1 protein-coding gene is annotated in these 568 nt (G+C 58.8%); it reads left to right on the forward strand.

Annotation, left to right across the window (positions count from 1 at the left end; all coding sequences use genetic code 11):
• Positions 1–11: 11 nt before the first annotated feature.
• On the forward strand, positions 12–568 hold a 557-nt coding region (locus AB4Z23_RS27980), incomplete at its 3' end, for an LON peptidase substrate-binding domain-containing protein (protein ID WP_441361239.1).

The raw sequence follows: 568 nt of genomic DNA on the forward strand, positions 1-568 counted from the left end.
TGTTTCCGCACATGATCTCGCGGATTTTCGTGGCGCGCGACAAAACTCGGCAAGCCGTGGAACACGCTCTTGCCGGTGATCGGCGTGTTGTCGTTCTCGCCCAGAGGCATGGTGCCGACGATCGTCCCAACACTCTTGAGGCCCTCCATCCGGTGGGCGTAATAGCAAACGTGGTCGATCGTCAGACTCAGGCGGACGGAGCTCTCAAGGTCACCGTCTGTGGTCTTCAGCGAACAGGCATCGTCCGCCTTACCGATGGCGAGTTCCTGGCGGCGGAGGTTACGCCGATTGAAGAACAGGGCGGCCAGTCGAAGGAGGCCACCGCTCTTTCGAATGCGGTTCTCGATGCCTATCAGACCTACGCCGATGTCGATTTTTCCGCGCTTCCGCCAGGATCCAAAGCCCGTTTCGGCCTGCCTTCGATCGGCGATCCGAGCCTGTTGGCTGACACAGTCGCCCCGTTGCTATCGACCAGTATCGAGCTCAAGCAGCAACTCATGGAAACCAGTGACGTGGTGACTCGACTCAAAAGACTAATCGAGTTGATGAGCGCTGGTCGCCCTAAAGC

The organism is Agrobacterium sp. MCAB5, from assembly GCF_052114365.1.
GTDB lineage: Bacteria > Pseudomonadota > Alphaproteobacteria > Rhizobiales > Rhizobiaceae > Agrobacterium > Agrobacterium tumefaciens.